15 protein-coding genes and 2 other annotated features are annotated in these 15,456 nt (G+C 48.5%); of the genes, 6 read left to right on the top strand and 9 right to left on the bottom strand.

The features are described from left to right. The first annotated feature begins 144 nt into the window (after positions 1-144). The 4 genes from FC96_RS05365 to FC96_RS05350 all read left to right on the top strand — a co-directional run bounded on the left by FC96_RS05365 (position 145) and on the right by FC96_RS05350 (position 3,710). Positions 145-552 carry a hypothetical protein gene (locus FC96_RS05365; RefSeq protein WP_054660218.1) on the top strand — a complete coding sequence of 136 codons (408 nt, stop codon included), beginning with the start codon at positions 145-147 and terminating at the stop codon, positions 550-552. Beyond that, a complete protein-coding gene (locus FC96_RS05360) occupies positions 549-1,283 on the top strand; it encodes a sulfite exporter TauE/SafE family protein (protein ID WP_056942278.1) in 735 nt (244 codons plus the stop codon). Before FC96_RS05365 ends, FC96_RS05360 begins: the two co-directional genes overlap by 4 nt. A 59-nt stretch (positions 1,284-1,342) precedes the next feature. Further along, positions 1,343-1,578 (top strand) — a binding site (T-box leader). Between the two features lie 122 nt (positions 1,579-1,700). Then, a complete protein-coding gene (gene brnQ / locus FC96_RS05355) occupies positions 1,701-3,095 on the top strand; it encodes a branched-chain amino acid transport system II carrier protein (protein ID WP_056942277.1) in 1,395 nt (464 codons plus the stop codon). A 78-nt stretch (positions 3,096-3,173) separates the two neighbouring features. Beyond that, a complete protein-coding gene (locus tag FC96_RS05350) occupies positions 3,174-3,710 on the top strand; it encodes a hypothetical protein (RefSeq protein ID WP_056942276.1) in 537 nt (178 codons plus the stop codon). 93 nt (positions 3,711-3,803) lie between these two features. On the opposite strand, the gene FC96_RS05345 is transcribed toward FC96_RS05350, so the two are convergent. From FC96_RS05345 to FC96_RS05330, 4 genes are all read right to left on the bottom strand, one after another. Further along, positions 3,804-4,442, bottom strand: coding sequence for a TetR/AcrR family transcriptional regulator (locus tag FC96_RS05345; RefSeq protein WP_054660214.1), 639 nt, complete (start codon positions 4,440-4,442; stop codon positions 3,804-3,806). A 41-nt stretch (positions 4,443-4,483) separates the two neighbouring features. Continuing rightward, positions 4,484-5,632, bottom strand: coding sequence for an ABC transporter permease (locus FC96_RS05340; protein WP_056942275.1), 1,149 nt, complete (start codon positions 5,630-5,632; stop codon positions 4,484-4,486). After that, complete coding sequence (locus tag FC96_RS05335) at positions 5,632-6,354, bottom strand: ABC transporter ATP-binding protein (protein ID WP_056942274.1); 723 nt, start codon at positions 6,352-6,354, stop codon at positions 5,632-5,634. Before FC96_RS05335 ends, FC96_RS05340 begins: the two co-directional genes overlap by 1 nt. A gap of 127 nt (positions 6,355-6,481) precedes the next feature. Further along, positions 6,482-7,120: a TetR/AcrR family transcriptional regulator gene (locus FC96_RS05330; RefSeq protein ID WP_054660212.1), complete on the bottom strand. Its 639-nt coding sequence runs from the start codon at positions 7,118-7,120 to the stop codon at positions 6,482-6,484. 83 nt (positions 7,121-7,203) lie between these two features. Here FC96_RS05330 and FC96_RS05325 point away from each other — a divergent pair, with 83 nt between their 5' ends. Continuing rightward, on the top strand, positions 7,204-8,211 hold the full coding sequence (locus FC96_RS05325; protein ID WP_056942273.1) for an NAD-dependent epimerase/dehydratase family protein: 1,008 nt from the start codon (positions 7,204-7,206) through the stop codon (positions 8,209-8,211). Positions 8,212-8,297: 86 nt separating this feature from the next. On the opposite strand, the gene FC96_RS05320 is transcribed toward FC96_RS05325, so the two are convergent. The 4 genes from FC96_RS05320 to FC96_RS05305 form a co-directional block, all read right to left on the bottom strand. Beyond that, positions 8,298-9,590, bottom strand: coding sequence for an MFS transporter (locus FC96_RS05320; protein WP_056942272.1), 1,293 nt, complete (start codon positions 9,588-9,590; stop codon positions 8,298-8,300). Between the two features lie 25 nt (positions 9,591-9,615). Then, complete coding sequence (locus FC96_RS05315; protein ID WP_056942271.1) at positions 9,616-10,515, bottom strand: isocitrate lyase/PEP mutase family protein; 900 nt, start codon at positions 10,513-10,515, stop codon at positions 9,616-9,618. Then, positions 10,502-11,239 carry an isocitrate lyase/phosphoenolpyruvate mutase family protein gene (locus tag FC96_RS05310; protein WP_054660299.1) on the bottom strand — a complete coding sequence of 246 codons (738 nt, stop codon included), beginning with the start codon at positions 11,237-11,239 and terminating at the stop codon, positions 10,502-10,504. Before FC96_RS05310 ends, FC96_RS05315 begins: the two co-directional genes overlap by 14 nt. Before the next feature lie 53 nt (positions 11,240-11,292). Further along, positions 11,293-11,524: a binding site (T-box leader), on the bottom strand. Between the two features lie 66 nt (positions 11,525-11,590). Continuing rightward, positions 11,591-13,354, bottom strand: a complete 1,764-nt coding sequence (locus tag FC96_RS05305) for an ABC transporter ATP-binding protein (RefSeq protein ID WP_056942270.1) — start codon at positions 13,352-13,354, stop codon at positions 11,591-11,593. A gap of 255 nt (positions 13,355-13,609) precedes the next feature. Between FC96_RS05305 and FC96_RS05300 the strand changes: the two genes are divergently transcribed. Continuing rightward, a complete protein-coding gene (locus FC96_RS05300; protein WP_056942269.1) occupies positions 13,610-14,410 on the top strand; it encodes a fumarylacetoacetate hydrolase family protein in 801 nt (266 codons plus the stop codon). A 162-nt stretch (positions 14,411-14,572) separates the two neighbouring features. On the opposite strand, the gene msrA is transcribed toward FC96_RS05300, so the two are convergent. Then, a complete protein-coding gene (msrA, locus tag FC96_RS05295) occupies positions 14,573-15,388 on the bottom strand; it encodes a peptide-methionine (S)-S-oxide reductase MsrA (protein WP_056942268.1) in 816 nt (271 codons plus the stop codon). Between the last annotated feature and the right edge of the window lie 68 nt (positions 15,389-15,456).

The raw sequence follows: 15,456 nt of genomic DNA, 5'->3' as shown, positions 1-15,456 counted from the left end.
GTTTGTGATTTGTTCCACATAGATTAGTATGGCACGGAATGAACGTTCGTGCAAGCGCTTTCATCAAGTAGAACTAATAACTTCGGTCGGATGAGTCATCGTATGATATGCTAGTTTTATAAGAATTGTAGGGAGGATAACCCCATGACAACACTTAAGTTTCACCATATTGGTCGGCCGGTTTCGTTGGCAACGATTGCTGATAATCCGGCCACAAAGTACAGTTCACTTTTTGACATGTACTCACTTGACCAACAAAATGACCTAACGATTCCGATTGAACTGCACGCTTTTGGACCAAACTGTTCGTTGGATCCGCTGATTCAAGAGCAATTTCACGTTGCCTTCACCGTCGATGATATTGAAACAGCACTTCAAGGCCAAGAAATCATCATGTCGTTATACGAACCGTTTAAGGGGTACCGGTGCGCCATGGTTCTGGAAAATGGGCAGCCAGTTGAATTAATTGAGACCAGTTTGAGTGAACGTGAAATCTGGGGTGACGGTATTTTCCGAAATAGTGTGCTTTATCCGGATGGTGACCAGCGATGATGATGGCTATTATTGTAGGAATTGCGGTATTTGGGGCGCTAACCCGGACAATTTTTGGCTTTGGTGAAGCCCTAGTCACCATGCCGCTATTGGCCTTGGTCGGGGTTAATTTACAGAGCAGTACCGCTTTGATAGGCGCCTTAGGGCTGATCGTGGCGGTACCGGCGGTGATTCGGTTTCGGAGCCATATTGATGTGGCAATTGTGCGGCGGTTGGTGACGGGGTCACTGCTGGGCGTTCCCGTTGGATTAGCGCTTGTTAAATGGCTGCCAGCAACCATTGTCGAACACTTGCTGGGCATTTTTCTGATCGGTTATGGTAGCTATAGCCTTTGGCGGGACTACCACCCAACGCCTAACGCTAAAGCGCATCTGACGAATCGAGGGTTTGATTACTTGGCAGGTTTGATATCCGGCGCGCTTGGAAGTGCTTATAACAGCCACGGCGTCCCAGTTGTCATATACGGCACATTGAAAAAGTGGCCAGTTGACGAGCTTCGCGGTATTTTGCAGGCCCATTTCGTTTGTGTTGGGATATTAGTTGTAATGGGGCAAGCAAGTGCCGGTTTTTGGAACTTATCGGTCGTCAAGTTACTGCTCGTCATTGTCCCGCTGCTATTTGTTGTGGTGCCTTTTGGAAACTGGGTGGCCAGTAAAATTGCGCCAGAACGGCTTGTTCGCTTTATTTTTGGATTACTGGTTGTGTTTGGTGGTTTATTGTTAACTCGATAATTTGAGAAATTAGCTTGACAAGTGATGAGTGCATGATTAGTATTGGGTTAAATAAATGACAAAACGCTGTGAGAAAGTTGAGTAGTCACGGTAACCAGTAAGCGAGCTTTGGTTGGTGAGAGAAAGCCTGGTTGACGTGGTGAAAATCCCTTTTGAGCGGTGCACCGAAGTTTGAGTAACGTGCACTGGCAACCCCCATTATCGGGTTAGCGTATCGCTTTTTAGCCGTACGTGAAAAGGTTGTTTTAGTGATGAAACGACAAGTTAAGGTGGTACCGTGCAGCGCACCCTTAAACCAATTTTGGTTTAAGGGTGCTTTTTGTTTGTCAGAAAGGAGATGGTGGTTTTGGAAGTTCAGATTGGTCCGATTCAGATTAGAGAATGGCAATTAAAAGAAAAGCTGGGAGGCACTCAATTATGGAACAAGTTCAAGATCTCAATCCAAAACCCCTGTCGGTCAAGGAATACTTAGTCGTCAGCTCCATGTTATTTGGACTCTTTTTCGGGGCTGGGAACCTAATTTTCCCCATCCATTTAGGTCAGTTAGCTGGCGCTCATTGGGGACTAGCGACCGTTGGTTTTTTAGTTACCGCGGTGGTGTTACCACTCTTGTCGGTTTTAGCCGTAGCGGTGACCCGTTCAGAAGGGGTTTATGACATTGGTAAGCCACTTGGGCCGGCCTTTGCGCTAGCATTTATGGTGTTGATTCACGCAACAATCGGGCCGTTATTTGGGACCCCTCGAACGGCGACAATTCCGTTTTCGGTTGGCGTTCAACCACTATTGCCCGCTAGTTGGGCGCATGCAGGACTCCTCGTATTTTCGCTATTATTTTTCGGCGCAGCATTCTTAATTTCGTTCCGGGAGTCCAACGTCATGTCCAGTGTTGGTAAAGTCCTGAACCCGCTATTTTTACTGATGCTATTCGCGGTCTTTGCGATGGCGTTCATGGCCCCGATGAGTCATGCTTCCAATCAATCCGTCACAGCAGCCTACCAACACGCCTCATTTTTTAACGGCTTTTTGCAGGGGTACAACACAATGGATGCGTTAGCCGGTCTAGCCTTTGGGGTGACCGTGGTTGCCGCTGTTCGACAGCTTGGCAAGACGACGCCAAAAAGTAACGCCCGCGTGACTGCAAAAGCTGGTGTGTTGGCCACGGGAATGATTGGATTGATCTATGTCGGTTTGATCTGGCTAGGCGCCACAACGTTAGGGCACTTTAAAGTGTCAGCTGACGGTGGGGTTGCTTTCAATCAATTAGTGACTTATTACCTGGGAAATATTGGCCATGCGCTTTTGGCGACACTGCTGACAGTCACTTGTTTAACCACGGCAGTTGGGTTGGTGGCAGCCTTTGCTCAGGATTTCCACAAACATTTTTCAAGGGTGAGTTACCAAACCTGGCTTGGCTTCATGTGCGTGGCGTCGTTCCTAACTGCTAATTTTGGGTTGGATACGATCATCCAGTGGTCAACGCCGATGTTGATGTTTCTCTACCCATTCGCCATGGTTTTGATCCTGTTATCGATCTTTTCACCATTGTTTAAACGTGATCCCGTTGTCTATGCCTTCGTGGTCGTCTGTACCGCCGTTCCGGCATTGTTAGACATGGTCGCTGCTTTTCCGCCAGTGGTGAGTCAAAGTGCTTTTGGAAAGGCCCTTGGGGCTTTTCAACAAGGGGTGTTACCCTTTGCAAGCCTTGGGATGGACTGGGTGGTGCCAGCTGTAGTCGGTGCCGTAGCCGGTCTGGCTGTTCACGTTTTGAAACCAGTATTAACGGGTCAACCAGCGAGCGCTTCAGACCGCTAAGCGTGACAGTACGTTGGTAGTGGGCCTTGCTTCCCCGAGCGTCTCACGATATGATGGGAGGTGAAGGGGGGATGACCGTTGAAACCATTTAGTCTTTTTCGGTACGTCACCGCTGTTATTTTAGTCATCCTTGGGGTCAACTTAGGGATGAGTGGCTTAATGATTATCAAGCAAGTCCCCATGATCTATCCGCCGGCCTACCTTTATATCATTGCTGGGGTAGTTGACCTTGTAGTCGCTGTGATGGTGAGTCTGTTAAAAAACCACTGGTTACTCTGGTTAACGTCGGTGATGTTACTTGCGGGTAACGTCCCAGTTATCCTAATTGCGGCTAGTTTTTCCGGAGTCTACCTCAATTGGTTCAGCTTAGCTGGTATCGTTGTCGGGATTGTGATTATCATTTGTTGTTGGTGGATCGACAACATTGATGATTTGTCCCGAGCAACCATGATTGCGGGGGTCATCCGGTTCGTGTGGGCGATGGTGGCATACGCCATTTTCTACGTGACGTTCGAGGCTCCCCGCCACGATACGATGTCGTCGTTGACGGTTTTAGCCATATTTATTGCTCTGGCGGTTTTCCGGATTAGTCGGCGTAATGGGTCGCCACTCTGATTGAAATGAACAGTGGCCATATGATGAATACCTGAGTGAAATAAGAGGCCGCACTTGAGTGAATTAACTCAAGCGCGGCCTCTTTAATTCGTGCTAGGGTTGTAAACTAGCCACTAAGATGGATTCAATACGGGCTAAATCAGCGGCCGTATTGAGCTGTTTGGGCGAAAATTTGGTTTGGAAAAAATACGTGATAAGTTGACCAACTAATGTTCGACCAATATCGAAAAGGGATAGATCTTGGCGAATTTGGCCGGAAGACTGAAGCCTCGTGAGTGGGCTTTCTTCGAAGATGGGAATTGAGTTTTTGATCAGGTCGTTAAAAACCTCGCGAATTTGAGGACTGATCAGAAGTTCAGAGACGAAGATTTGAACAACTTCAGCGTTTTGCTGCAGGAACTTAAAGCGGTCCTGCACGATAAAGTGAATGAACGTCGGTAGGTCCGCCTTTTCTGGTAAGCTGCCAACAAATCGATCACGCATTTTGGGGAAGAGGTGCTGAAGAACAGGCGTAATGATGGCTTGTAAAAGGTCTTGCTTAGTATGGTAGTACTTAAAGATCGTTCCCTGGCTGACACCGGCCTGCTCCGCAATTTGAGCGGTTGAGGTCCCGTCAAATCCTTGTTTGGAGAATAGATCGATACTGGCTTCAAGAACGGCGCGCTGACCTTTAGGGATTTCAGCGTGAGCTAGCCAGTCGGAGTAACTAGTAAAAATATTTTCAGGGTTCATAAACGGTTCCTTTCGCGTTGCATTACTGTGGCTAATAGCGGTTAAACTTTACGGTAACGCCGTAAACCAACGATATTTAATCCAGTCAACACAACTAAGAAGATGAGTAAAATGCCGATATCCAGACCAAGCCCGGTGAGCGTCGTTCCCCGCATAATAATGGCGGTTGAGGCATCACCCGAGTATTTAATCGGGATGATATAAGAAATTGCCTTAACCCAGTTGGCCATTGTGTCTAACGGAATGATACCAGAGAAGAAGACCTGAGGGACAACAATTAACGGAATAAACTGGACCATCTGGAATTCAGATCGGGCAAAGGTTGATACTAGAATGCCAAAGGCCAGCGCAACTAGTGCTAACAGCAGGTTAATAACGATGAGGTTGAATACGTTGCCGACAATGTCGATCCCCAGCAACCAAATTGTCGCCGAGATAATGACTAACGTTTGGAAAACGGCTAAGATTCCGTAGCTGATCATGTAACCAAAGACGATATCCGATCGTTTAACGGGGGTTGCCAATAATCGATCGAGTGTGCCGCTTGTTCGTTCTTTCAATAGGGCCATCCCAGAAATAAGAAAGACGAAGAAGAATACGAAGAAGCCCAGTAAAATTGGCAGAATTTTATCAAAGAACCCAGTATCGGAATCGCCATAGACGTAGTGATTAGAAATTTGTGGGGCACTCACAGACTGGTTCGAACCGGTTGACTGAGAAGCCATTTTTTGACGCGCCGCGGCTGGTAACTGTGATTGGATTTTTGCCAAGGCTGTTGAAGCTGTTTTAAGTTTATCCTTCATGGTCGTCATGGTGCTAGTGGTCATCGCCGTTTTTAAGGCCATTTTAACGGCAGTTGTCTTGCTGGCGTCGGTATTGGCATAGGTGACCGAATAACCATCATCGGTTTTTTGGATGATTGAATCAATCTTATCATCTTTTAGGGCCTTTTTGGCAGCGGTTTTAGAACGATACTGGCTGATCGACACGTGCTTAATGTCGCCTAAGTCATCGCGCATCGTTTGGCTGACGGACACGGCCCCAATGTTGACATTGGTCGTGGCATTTGAAGAAAAAACAACGTTTAACATGGTAATAATGATGATGGGTGCAACGAACATTAGCGCCAGTGTCCGCTTGTCCCGCAGCATTTCTGTCATAATTCGTTTTGCAATTGACCAAGCTCTCATTATAATTCCCCCTCAGCCTTCAAAAAGACCTCTTCAATCGTGTCAACTTGATACTCAGCTTTTAAGGCCGCCGGTGCGTCGAAAGCCATCACTTTGCCGCCCAACAGTAACGCGACTTCGTCAACCAGTTCGGCTTCATCCATCACGTGGGTCGTGATTAAAATGGCTCGACCCTCATCGCGAATCCGGCCAAGTTCCGCCCAAATGGACCGGCGAAGCGCGGGATCGATACCAACGGTCGGTTCATCCAAGATAAGTAGCTCTGGTTGGCCAAGAAGGGCAATGGCTAAGGATAAGCGGCGATTCATCCCGCCTGAATAACCGCTCGTTCGTTTGTCTAAATCAGCCGTTAAATCAACAACTGTCGCGACATGGTCAATTTCACTGGTGAGGTCAGATTGACTCAAGCCCTTCATTCTACCGTAGAACTGTAGATTTTCACGGCCAGTGAGTGCGTCATAGAGCGCATCAGTCTGAGCCATATAGCCGATCCGGGATAGCAGTTTTCGGTTGGGCATCGTTTCGCCAAACACCGTAGCGCTTCCACCGTCGGCAACTTCCATACCAAGGGTTGTTTTGATGACCGTCGACTTACCGGCCCCCGAAGGCCCAATGAGGCCAACAATTTGGCCGGTTGCAACGTCTAGATTGACGTCTTGCAACACGGTTTGCTTCCCGAATTTTTTAACAAGATGAGCTAGTGACACAATCTTAGTGGTCATAGTGGGATTCCTCCATCCTTAGGTAAGTGAGTGATTACTCACTTTATGAAACGAGTATAAATCTGTTAAGGATAGCTGTCAATTCTTTTAAATAAAAAAAGTGAGTAGATACTCACTTTTCGAAGTTTTAGTAGTAAGTTGCCGCTAGTTCATCAAAAATACGATGACGGAAAGTTTTACTTTTATCGAGTGCGACTAAAATGGTTTGGGGATCAGTGACGGTTCCAGTAAGTTCGGCGGTTAGGTAGTCGGTCAGCAATTGTTCGGTTTCGATGAATGGGCGATGATGCGTCAAAATATCGTTGATGACTGCTGGTATAAAGAGTTCGTCCTGGCGAAAAAGGCGCTCGGGTGAAAACTGATCGTTGATAATCTTTGCGCTTTTAAGAAGCTGGAGTTGTTCAATTGTAAATTGCCGAAAGTTTTGATACGCGGCTTCTAAGCGTCTAGCTAACGCCGGCATGGTTTGGGTTAAATCATCTCGAAAGATGGGCGCCTGAGCACCGATCAAGAGTTGGGCATTGAGCCTTAACGTGACGTAACCCTCAACTGTGAGGGAGACGGGAGTTTTCGTATTGCGATTGATAAACATCAGGTGGCGGCCAACGACGGCCTCGACTATTTCATCTTTATTTTTAAAATATCCGTATAGTGTCGCCCGGCTAACACCCGCAAGTTGCGCAATTTTGGCCATTGATAAATGCGCAAATCCGTTGGCGCTAAGGACATGGTTAAGTTTTAGGACGAGTTGTTCGCGTTTTTCCATACTTGAAAACCTCCAAAATGTTATTGACATATTATACAATAAATAGTAGATTTTGTCTAAAACAACATTGGAGATGGGTTAAAGTGAACAAAACAATTGTGGTCACGGGTGGTTCTGGATTCGTCGCAGGTTGGGTAATCCGTGAGTTTCTAGCGCATGGTTATCACGTCCGAACATCACTGCGCCATTTAAATAAAGCATCAGCCATTCGGCAATCAGTAACAAATGGCTTATCTGACAGTCAGCGGGCTAATTTAAGTTTCTTTGAAGCGGATCTAACCGCTCAAAGTGGTTGGGCCAACGGCATGGACGGGGCGGATGGCGTTATTCATGTTGCTTCACCTCTCGGGACGGGCCGAGAGACAACTGACGAATTAGTCAAGGTTGCCAAAGATGGTACGCTGAATGTGCTGCGGGCAGCCAAGATGGCGGGAATCACAAGGGTCGTCATGACGAGCTCTCAAGCAGCTTCAACACCACCAACAAGCATTGGGGCTGCGGTGTTAGATGAAAGTTATTGGACATCTCTGGACAATCCGGAACTTGATCCCTACCGAATTTCGAAGGTGGAGTCTGAACGGGCAGCCTGGGCGTTTGCGGAGGCCCAAGGGCTGGCCTTGACGACGATATTACCAGGGGCCATTTTTGGACCAGTCCTATCAACTCACAGTATTAGTTCCAACGGCATTTTGGTTAATTTTTTGCACCGGACCAATGTCGTCCCTAAAGTGCCGTTAGAAATTAGTGACGTTCGGGACTTAGCGAGATTACATCGGTTAGCGTTTGAAAATCCGGTTGCGATAGGGAAGCGATACTTGGCCGCTGATCAAACAATCACGATGATCCAAGTTGCCAAACTGTACCAACAGGCGTTTCCAGAACGGCACCTTCATTTGATGACAATTCCGAATGGTGGCCTACGCTTCGCAGCTAAATTTATTCCAGGATTACGATCGTTATTGCCGATGCTGAAGCGAACGTATCATCACACAACGGCAGCTGCCCAAAATGATCTGGGGTGGCAGCAATACACACCGGAAGAGACAGTGATTGACGCAGCGCAATCGTTGATTGATCAGGGAATTGTTTAAACTACAAAGGACGCCACCATAAAACCCGACCAAGACGCGCTGAATTAGGCAATCTTAGTCGGGTTTTATACTGGGTAAGCAGTCAATTACTTAATGGCTTTTTGATCCGTTTCAGGTCCCCACAAGCCGATAATGATGGCGGCAATGATGGCCATTGCAGCGATCCCATAGAAGATAAAAGCGGGTGAGACCTGGGTGATCATGAAGGCAACGACGGTGGGCATTAAAACGTTGAGCAGTTTTGATATCCCGTTGGAAATGCCGGCGCCTCGGAAACGGTGACTCGTTTCGAAGAGTTCGTTGTTATAAACGCTAACGACGGTTGCCACGAGGATGTAGAGGGTCACGGTTAATAGAAACCCGTTAATCAAAATACCAGCGGTTGTTCGTTCGTAAGCATAGGCGATGCCTAGAATGGCCGTTGCGGCAAAGGCGGACAAGATCACCTTTTTCCGACCAGCGCGGTCAACCAGTAAAGCGCCAATTGCGGAACCAATGGGAGCACCCAGCATCATGATGGCTGAGAAGCCGATGGAACTCACGATGTTAATGCCTTGATTCAACAGTAGCGTTGGCACCCAAGACGTAAAGGTGTACTGGCATAGCAAGGTGGCGCTGACAGCCACAATCGCAATGAATAGGCCCTTAGCAAAGCTGATATGACTAGTTGGTTCATGGTTGTCGTTGAACTCATCTTCGTCGTATAAGCCGCGTTCGGTGAGCTGCTTGATGATGTCGTTTGCTTCGTCTTGACGGCCTTGGGAGAGTAGCCAGCGGGGTGACTCAGGAAAGTGCCGGCGTAGTAGGTACAGCAAGAGTGCCAAGCTTCCCATGATGATGAACATGGCTCGCCAGCCAAATTGTGGGATAGCAAAGGTTGCGATGAGTAGCGCAATGGGCGCCCCGGTGTTGGCGACAATGGCGGTCATTCCTGACCAGTGACCCCGCCGCTTAATTGGGGCAAACTCGTTAACCACCGCGTAGCCGGTCACAATTTCAGCACCGAGGCCGATTGCGGCGATGAATCGGAAAATGATGAGGGTGATGATGTTTGGCGCAAAAGCAGAGAGGAGGGTGAAGGCGCCGAATAAGAGCAAATTAAACTGGTAAGATTTCTTTCGACCGTAGAAGTCGCCAATGTAACCAGCCAATAGCGAACCAAGAAAGAGGCCTAAAAAGCCACCTGATAAGAATAATGATCCCTGGCTAATACTCGCGAATTTCTGGGCAATCATGGTGCTGTTGATGGCGCTGGCCATGTAGACGTCGGCGGCATCTAAGATCATGCCGGCTCCGGCCAAGGCGAAGACTTTATAAAAGAGTGGCGTTTCGCGGGCAGTATTCAGTTGGGTTTCTAACGATAAAGCGTTTGATGACATTGGCAGTTCCTCCTCATTATAACAGTTACATGTATTGTTTCATCTTTTCTGGGGCGTATTGCGCATCCCGAGCGTTGACTTGGTCCAACCCGACAAATTCATTGAACTTGGGGAAGGTGATCATGTGGTCCTTATAGGCTTTGGTGGTTCCATCGCGCTGAAGCGTTTGAACAAGCTGTTCTTCGGCGTAGGTTTGGGTGTAAGTCATGGCGTTGGGGTGGACGACGATGTTGAAGCCTAGCCGTTCGAGGTCTTCCGTGGCAGTCAATGGGGTCTTACCGTCCTCAATCATATTGGCCATTAGCGGGGTATTTGGGAACGCTTGATGGATTTCAACGAGTTCATCATAACTTTGCGGTGCCTCAATAAAAATCAAATCAGCACCAGCCGCCTGATACCGTTTGCTCCGGTCGATGGCGTCTTGAAGGCCGTTGACGGCGCGGGCATCGGTTCGTGACATGATTAGGAAATCATCGTGCTGGCGCGCGGCTTTAGCCGCTTTTATTTTGGCTTCCAATACCTCAGTTGGTTCAACTTTTTTACCGTCCATGTGGCCGCACCGTTTGGGCCATACTTGATCTTCAATGAAAATCCCGGCGGCGCCAATGGCTTCGTAACTTTCAACGGTTCGCTTGACGTTGGCTAGGTCACCGTAGCCGGTATCGGCATCGGCGAAAACGGGGATGTTAACGGCATTGATAATTTCACGGCATCGTTCGAGGGCCATGCCGAAGTCGCTAATGCCCCGGTCTGGCATCGCCAAGGCGGAGGCACTAGTGGCGTACCCGGCGGAGAAAACGGCTTGGGCACCGGCGGATTCAGAGACTTTGGCGGCAAGGGCGTCAGGCGCCACCATCATGCGAACAATGTGGCCGCTCATCACGGCAGTTTTGAATTGGTGTCTCATTCGATCATTTTTTAGCATAGGATAGGGCTCCTTCCAAAAGTGAGTGATAGGCGGCTTGGTGAGCCTCTTGCGCGGCTTTGGCAAGGGTGCCGGTGTCGAGCCAACCAGAAATCTGGTCTAACTGTTCCGTTTTAGTCGTCCAAGTGGCGAGTAGTGGTAAGGCTAACGGCGCTGAAGTGAGTTCACGGAGTTGGTCAGCTGTTGCGTGATCGATAATTAGGGCATGGGCGCCTGCTTTCGCTAGGTAAATGGCCCGTTGACGGATGCCGTCAATGCCGTAGTTGCCGATTCCTTCTAACTTAATCCAGAGTTGCGTTGCGGGATTTTCGAAGGCGTCTAGGGCAGCTCGCGTTTTGCCCAACAGGTCCTCAGGGGTGGTACTAGCCGGATGCGGCTGGCTATGAGCTGGGTAGGGCTGGTCGTTTAGGATTAAGATATCAGCACCGGACCGTTCTAAGTCTTGGGCGGCGTAGTAGGCATTTAGCGGACTACCGAAGCCGGATTGGAGGTCAGCAATAAGCGTGTTCGGTGTTTTGAGGCGCATATCCCGTAAAAACTTGGCGTATTCAGACTCTGAAATCAGGCCCTCGTCATTTTCGGCCAACAATGTTTGACTCGCCAGTTGACCAGACAAGTAGGTGGCCATTGGTTTCATTTGGGCTAAAAATTGAATGGTGCTACCGTCACCGGCGGCTGGGATGATGGTATTTGGATGTTTTGTTAACTTAGCTAATAAATTCATGCAAACTCCTCCTTGACTTTTATGAGCGAAAAAAAGCGCCCTTCGAACTATTATCGAAGGGCGCTTGCGGCGCGGTACCACCTTGGTTTTACGGCAAAAAAGCCGTCTTGGCGAGCACGACCGAAGTCGGATTCGCTGGCCTTGGTAATGGTGGCACCCAGTAAACACTCAGATTGCATTTACAGCTCCAAGCCTACTTTCAATGAGCACCCATCATTTCCTTTCACCAACCGGAAACTCGCTACAGGTGAGCACTTATCTACTCCTGCTTTTCATCGCTTTTTAATTTACAAGTATATTAACTCATCAAATTCTAATTGTAAAGCGATTTTTTCAATTAGAAGTCCCAAGTTATTCAAACTGGGCATTATACAGGGCCGCATACGCTCCGTTTTTCGCCATCAAAGTCGCGTGGTTGCCAGTTTCGACAACTTGACCGTCATCCAAGACGACAATCTGGTCGGCGTTGTGAATTGTCGACAGTCGGTGGGCAATTACGAGGGCCGTTCTGGACTTTAATAAGTTGTCTAAGGCGTGCTGAATGGCCTTTTCTGACTCGTTATCCAAGCTAGCAGTGGCTTCGTCTAAAATAATAATTGGGGCGTCTTTTAACAGGGCGCGGGCAATGGAGAGGCGCTGCTTTTGACCGCCTGACAGTTTGACACCGCGTTCACCCACCTGAGTATCCAGCCCGTCACTGAGGCCGTTAACAAAATCGGCTAAGTCCGCTAGTTTTAATACTTGCAAGACATCATCGTCACTGGCATCTTGACGGCCGTAAACCACGTTGTCACGGATGGAGCCATCAATAACAAAGACGTCTTGGGAGACGATGGCGACGTTTTCGCGTAGCGACTTAATGTCGATGGTTTTAATTGAGGTATCGTCAAATAAAATATCGCCACCGTTGAGATCGTATAGCCGGTCAATTAAACGGGTCAGCGTCGTCTTGCCCGAGCCAGAGTGACCCACTAGCGCTGTGGTTTCACCATACGGAATTTGGAAACTAACGTCGGTTACCGTCGCGTTGTGGGGGTTCTTGGAGTGGTCGTAGTTAAACGTCACGTGATCCAAAGTGATCCCGTGCTGGAGTTTGGGAAATGCCACGGGGTTAGCGGCGTTTTTAAGCTGGGGCGTTGAGTCTAAAATCGCGCGGACCCGCCCATAGGATACTTGGGCTTGTTGCAACTGGTTTAGCAGTCGGGTCAGGGAGCTAATGGGTGCTTGAACCATGGCGACATAGCTTAAGTAGGCCACCATTTGCCCAATTTTTAACTGGTCGTTAATAATGAAGTAGGCGCCAAGTAAGAGGACAATGGCGATTCCTAGCGTGTTGATCCCGTCAACCAATGGTGAAAAAATGGCTTGATTGCGGCCGGCAGCCACCATGTTTTTTCGGTTTTCGTCAGAGACGTGGTCAAATTGGTCGGCTTCCAGGTCCTCACTGGTGTAGCTCTTGATCAGGTCAATTTGCGTCAAAGTCTGTTGCATCTGGTTAGACATTCGCGCTTGTGACGCCCGAGCCCGCTGAAACGCACTGTGAATGCGCCCGCGGAAAACGCGGTACAGTAAGAATTCCAGTGGGAAGGTCAGGGTAACCGCTAGGGCCATTTGCCAATTAATCCAGTAAATAAAAATGAGCACCCCAACGAAGGTGAACAGGTTTCCCACGATGCCCAACATGTTGGCGGAAATCAAACTTTGCAGATTGCCAATATCGCTGGTCAGACGGGTCATCAAGTCACCGGTTCGACTGGATTCAAAGAAGCGGGTATCTTGACTGAGAATATGCCGGTAGAGATCGTCTCGTAAGTCAAAAATGGCCGCTTGACTCATGACGGTCATGTAGTAGGTTGACAGGTAGTTGAAGATCCCAAGCGCAACGGCTGAGCCAAGCAGCAGGGCGATGGCTTGCGCGAGCCAAGTTAGGTTTTTATTAGGGATCACACTATCGATAATATACTGTTCAATTTGTGGCACCACGAATTGTAACAGCGTAATGATGGTTAACGCGGCCACGTTTAAAATAAGTAGCCAGCGGTTTTTTAGAACTTTGCCAAAGACAAAGCGAAACATATCAAGCATTGAACTTGTTGGTTCTTGAGTGGCATCCATGGGAGGTCACAACTCCTTTCGTGTTGAGCTTACGTTAGTATCGTAGCACTTGGTCATGGTTCGATTGGGATAGACGACTCGGATGATACTAGGACCCGCTGATCTGGCATTGCCAAAGATTGTATTTTGGTGAGAACTGCGGTGGGAATGGGTCATCGATGACTAACGACCACTCGCCGTTAACAACTGACAGTTAGCGACAGTTCCACACAAACCACTGATCATAGCGTATAATGAGATTTTGAGGTGATCATATTGAAAATTGCAAATGTTCAAGGCGAAGCTTTTATACTGGAAAGCGCCACAAAAGGCCGCCGAGTGTTGGGGCTTCAACCTTACGAAATGGCCATGCCAAAGTTCTCAGAAACCGCAAAGGTCTCCGATGTCGATGAGTATCAACCAGCGAACTTGGGGTTGCTGGTCAACGAACCACGACAAATTTTTGCGGTTGGCATGAACTTTGCAGACCACTCCGCTGAGATTCATGAGAAGCTGCCCAAAGTGCCTAGTATTTTTACCAAATTCAGCAGTTGTTTAGCGCCTGCTAACACGACGGTTCAACTTCACGGCCCAAAAACGGACTGGGAAACCGAACTAGTCGTTGTGATTGGTCAGGCAGGCCGTAACATCAGCAAAGAATCAGCCCTTGACTACGTGGCTGGCGTCACTGTTGGTGAAGACTTGTCGGACCGTGACGTGCAGTTTGCCAACTCAACGCCGCAATTTTCAATGGGAAAGTCGTTTGAAAACTACGGTGTTTTGGGTAACGTCTTGACGACGTTGGACGAAATTCCCGATTTAGACAATGAAGTCATTACGACCAAGTTGAACGGTGAAATTGTTCAACAAGCACCGCTAAGTCAGATGATTTTCAAAATCCAGGATTTGATTGCTTATTTGTCTAGTATCGTCAACTTGCAGCCAGGTGATTTGATTTACACGGGGACCCCAAGCGGCACTGGTGTGGGTCGCGATCCACAGGTCTTCTTAAAGCCGGGTGACGTTTTGACTGGCGAGATTACAAGCTTGGGTCAACTGACAATGACAATGGCGTAAACGATTGTCGGATTCCTAAAGACCGACTGACAGATTATCCTATTAGTTAGCTGAAGTCAAGGCTAACTAACTATAAAACAAAACGACTCACCTAATTCGGGCCGGTTAACCGCAGTGGTATCGGTGACCAGAAGTTAGGTGAGTCGTTTTTGCGTTAATGAGTTAGCGGTGAATGAAGTGATGGAGTCGGTTTTGAAGTTGGCCGGTTTTTCGTAACTGGTTCCGGGCGCGATTGATGGCCTTGTACCGCTTAGATTGTTTCAAATAAAACTGTTGGTGGTAGTTTTCCGCCGGCCAAAAGGGTTGGGCCGGTAAGACTGGAGTTATGATGGGATCGCGATAACGGCCACTTGTGATCAAGGCTTGTTTTGAGGCAGTCGCAATGGTTTCTTGCGCCTGGTTTTGGACAAAAATGGCCGGCCGGTACTGAGGACCGCGGTCCTGAAATTGACCCTGATCATCGGTTGGATCACTAATCTGCCAGTAGAGTGTCACCAGCTCTTCATAGGCGATTTTGGTCGGATCAAACTTAATTTCAACGGCCTCCACGTGGCCGGTCCCGCCAGCGAGGACTTCATCGTAGGTGGGGTGAGAAGTTTTCCCCCCGGTGTATCCAGATGTTACCCGGTTAATCCCGGGGCGGGTCTCAAAGGGTTCAACCATGCACCAAAAGCAACCGCCGGCAAAAATCGCTGTTTCTTCGTTTTCCGTGGTGGTAGCTAATGGTTGCTTTATTGTTGAACTGGCCGTGTCACCGGTCAGTTCAACGTAAAAGTCAGCCACGTCAGGTGTCAAATTATCACGCCAGGCAAGCGGTCGAAGTTGAAATTGCAGGTCCGCCAAGGTCTGCTTGAGGGGTGCCCCGGCCTCAAGAGCGTGGCGAGCAGCCTGAAGCTGCTGCCGTTCGAAAGACCGGGTGCCCCGCGCTAAAATAAGGTTGTAGAGTTGGCTTGTCACGAGTTCGCGGTCAGTTGTCATAGCGGCATTCCCCCCTTTCTTTTGGAAGCCAGTATGACTGATTTTTGAAGGAAAGCAAGCGGAATGAC

Source organism: Secundilactobacillus kimchicus JCM 15530, assembly GCF_001433995.1.
Classification (GTDB): Bacteria; Bacillota; Bacilli; order Lactobacillales; family Lactobacillaceae; genus Secundilactobacillus; species Secundilactobacillus kimchicus.
Note: the sequence above shows the minus strand (reverse complement) of the source record. Positions and strands in the feature narration are given on the sequence as shown.